A 4,080-nucleotide genomic window follows, 5' to 3' on the forward strand; every position below is an offset into this window, starting at 1 on the left:
CTACATTACCCATCCACTCATCCACTCATCCACTCATCCACCCATCCACCCTTACACGATCTCCAACACCTCACCCTTGATCATCCGCTTCGCAGCGTCGAGTAGAGCTTCTTCGAGGTAGGGTTTGATGAAGTAGCCGCTGGCACCGAGTTGGGAGGCAATTTGACGGTGACGATCGCTACCGCGAGAAGTTAGCATCGCGACGGGGACTTTTTTGAGTGCGTTATCTTTTTGAATGCGCGAGAGGAATTCGAGTCCATCCATCCGTGGCATCTCGATATCGCAGAAGACGATATCGCAGGGTAGACCAGCTCTGAGCTTGTCCCAGGCTTCTTGACCGTCGCGGGCTTGTTCGACTCGGTAGCCAGCCCGTTTGAAGGTCAATGAGAGCAATTCGCGGACAGTGATCGAGTCATCGACAATCAGTACCATCGATTCGCGGACTTCGATAGTAGGAGCGGGGATACCATCCGTCCACTGAGTTGGAATATGGCGAGTCAGGGTGCCTTTGGCGAGTGCGATTAATTCCATTACGTCGGCGATTGGGACGATGCGACCATCCCCCATGACAGTGGCTCCAGCAATCCCTAGTGGCTTGGCGGCTGGCCCTTGGAGGGGTTTGATTACAATTTCTTGGTCGCCAGTAATTTTATCTACTTGGACGGCGGTGAGATTGCCATCACTGCGCAGAATCAGGATTGAAACCAGATCGCTATCGTCGTCATTAGCACTGTAGAAACTGTTCCGCGCCAGCGGACGATTGAATCCGAGCAGTTCGGAAAGCGGTGTAAATGGCATGAGTTCGTCGCGCCAGAAAATACACTGTTGACCCTCGGCATTAGTTTGGATCTGTTCGGGACTGACATCTTGAGTATCTTCAATTCCATCCATAGGAAAGGCGATATTACTCTTATTATTGATGGCAATCAGGGCTTTGGCGATACTGAGTGCCAGTGGGAGCCGGATGGTAAAGGTTGTCCCTACGCCAAGCTGCGATTCAGTCGAGATCGTACCGCGAATATCGGTGATACTGGTTTTGACCACATCCATACCCACGCCGCGTCCAGACAACTCGTCCGCCTGGTCTTTGGTAGAGAAACTAGGCAGGAACAGAAGTTCGTAGATTTCGTTTTTAGTCATTGTTGCCGCTTGTTGGGCGGTAATAATGCCTTTTTCGATCGCTTTATTTGTGACGCGTTCGGTATCGATGCCCGCACCATCATCAGAAATCGAGATAATGGTTTGGTTCCCTTGATGGAGGGCACGAATGGTAATTTTCCCTTCACTTGGTTTGCCCGCAGCCAGTCTGGCTTCGGCTGATTCGATCCCGTGCGCGATCCCGTTATTGACCATGTGGTTCAACGGATCGGTCAAGCTTTCGAGGATGACTTTATCGATGAGAGTATCGCGACCTTCAACAGTGAGGGTAATTTCTTTGCCATATTTAAGACCGTTATCCCGAACGCCACGTTGCAGCCTGTCGGCGGTTTGGGCGAAGGGCACCATCCGCGATTTTGTCAAATCTTCCTGGAGTTGTCCGGTAATCTGCCGTAATGTCCGAGTTACTTCGGTACTACCATCGACGACGAATTCGATATCCGCCGTGGATTCGCGCACTCGCACCGTCAACTCGATCATCTTTTGGGAGAGCAAGTGAATGGGCGTAAAGCGATCCATTTCTAACGGGTCGTATTCGATCGAGCCACTATTACTACTCGCAATATCTTCACCAGTGGGTAAATTTGTCGTAGCGGGTTTGGATTGCTGGCGGCTGGCAACGAGGGAATTTTCCATCAACGATCGCTCGTAGAGATCTTGCATCCGCTTGCCAACTTCGTTGAGCTTTTGGACTTCGGAGAGCAGTTTTTCGACAAACTGGCGCATCCGATTTTGATCTTGCTCTAGGGTGTTGCGATTGACTACTAGTTCCCCAACTAAGTTGTTGAGGTTGTCTAGATATTTGACCGACACCTTCATGGTTTGGTCGAATGTCCGCGATCGTTTGGCGCGGCGATCTTTTGGTTCTCGCTCTGGCTGTCGAGCGGGTGGCGCAACTGTCGGAGCGGGAGTCGCAAATAAGTTATCGAGATCGTCGAGACTGTGTACTGGAGCGGTGATGGCTGTCGATGTATCTACCAACGCATCGAGATCGTCAAAGGCAAAGGCTCCAATGGCTGCGGCACCACCGACTCCAACTGAGATGCCGAGTAGTGCATCTAAATTGTCTGTCTCTAGTAGATTTGCGGCGGGTAGCCCTAACATGCCATCCAAATCTGTCAGTTCGGTACTCGATAGCTCGGAACTGAGTTCGTCTAGATTAAAATCTAGTTCGGTACTCGATAGCTCGGAGCTAAGTTCGTCTAGATTCAAACCTAGTTCGGAAATATCTCCCAGCTCTCGATCGTTAGATCGATCGATGCTTGTAGTAGTTTCATCTAAAAGATTGAGGTCTAAATCTAATCGATCGCCAGTAACAGATGATTCGATACTCTCAGAAATATCTACAAAACTTACAGACGAAAAATCATCAACAACTGCATGATGCTCGCCTAAAAGATCGAAGTTAAAGTCCGATATATCTTCAGGTATAGATGACTCGATATTATTGAGTAAATCTAGATCTGCATCGATATCGATCGCACCTAAATTACCGAAATTATTTAGATCGAGGTCGAGATTTGAGTTTTCGTCACTAACATCGATATCTACCAATTCATAACTATCTGGCAAAATACGTTCGCTAGCGATCGCCCCGGCAGCAGGTAATTCGTTAGAATTTAATAGCTCCAGATCTAAATCTGTCAAACTATTGTCGTTCGCGGAATCTACCGATTGCTCGCCCAGGCTTTGTAGATCGCGATCGACATCAGCGAAATCGCTATTACTTGGCTCTAATTCAAAGCCTGTTAACTCGCCATCGATCGCATTGACACTTAAATCGGTATCGAGGAATAATGTATCTGAATTATTAAGACTTGGTTCTAGATTAACTTCATAAAGATTGGGTAATTCTGCTAATTCGCTCAGATTACGATCGTTAGCATCGATATTAGATTCGTTTGGATCTTCCGCGATCGACAACTCCAGATCTCGATCGACAGTACCGATTACATTCAAGTCTAATTCGGCAAAATCATTGAGGTTTTCTGACCCGATCGAGCTATCAACCCAGCTTGTTAATTCGCAGGCAAGCTGTTTCTCATTCTGAGAGGCTACGCCAACGGTTTCGATCGCAGGTGTCACTCCTCGATCGCCGTTTAATTCTTCTAAAAATAGTAGATCCGAACCTGCTGAAGGTGGTTCCTCATTGAAGGTTGCTAAAAATTCTAAATCCGAACCTGCCGAAGCTGGCTCTTCACTGAAGGTTGCTAAAAACGCTAAGTCAGCATCTTGGAAATCTGCTGATAAATTAGTTGCATCTAATTCATTTAATAAGAGTAAATCGGGATCTTCTGGTAACTTAGCTACATTTAAGTCTTCTAAGCTGGGTAGCTCTGAAGCTGCTGAAAAATTACTAGTATTGAGTTGTTCTAACGCGAGTACATCAGAAGTATGCAAAAAGCTCTCATCAGTAACTGGCATGAGATCTGAGATCGGCTCGCTGAGTGTTGCGTCCAGTTCGAGATCTGTTGGCTGTGACTGAAAATCATCGGGATGAACATCCTCGGTTGCTGCGACGATAGCTGCTTCTGGCAAGGTATTCGCGCCTAGTTCGGGATCGTTACTTTCGCTATCGTTTTCGACTAGCGGTAACTCCAATGAAGCCATTTCTTCGGGTGTAGAGACGCTCGGAAATAGATCGCTCATGGGTCGATCGAGGCTAAAATCTGGCCCAGCAATATCAGCTAAATCTTGGTTTAATGAGATCTGTGGTGGCAGTTGTGGCTCGATCGGATCGAGCAGATCTAGACCAGAAAACAGATCTTGTGGTGCTGCCAATTGTGCATCCGCCCAAAAACTGGGAAAATCAGCATCATCGATTTCTCCTAACTCGGGAGTATAGACTTACGGTTCGCTCATTTTCAGGGAGGGTCATCAGATTGTGGCCCAAGGCAAGTATAAATCTCAACTGGAAAGTTC

At 47.5% G+C, this 4,080-nt stretch carries 1 protein-coding gene; it reads right to left on the reverse strand.

Going from position 1 to position 4,080, the window contains the following annotated elements; translation table 11 throughout:
* Nucleotides 1-51: 51 nt before the first annotated feature.
* The gene (locus tag C7B77_RS31215; protein WP_245894405.1) at nucleotides 52-3,939 is read right to left on the reverse strand and encodes a hybrid sensor histidine kinase/response regulator; all 3,888 of its coding nucleotides are present in this window, start codon (nucleotides 3,937-3,939) and stop codon (nucleotides 52-54) included.
* Between the last annotated feature and the right edge of the window lie 141 nt (nucleotides 3,940-4,080).

Origin of the sequence: Chamaesiphon polymorphus CCALA 037 (assembly GCF_003003845.1) — a bacterium.
Classification (GTDB): Bacteria; Cyanobacteriota; Cyanobacteriia; order Cyanobacteriales; family Chamaesiphonaceae; genus Chamaesiphon; species Chamaesiphon polymorphus.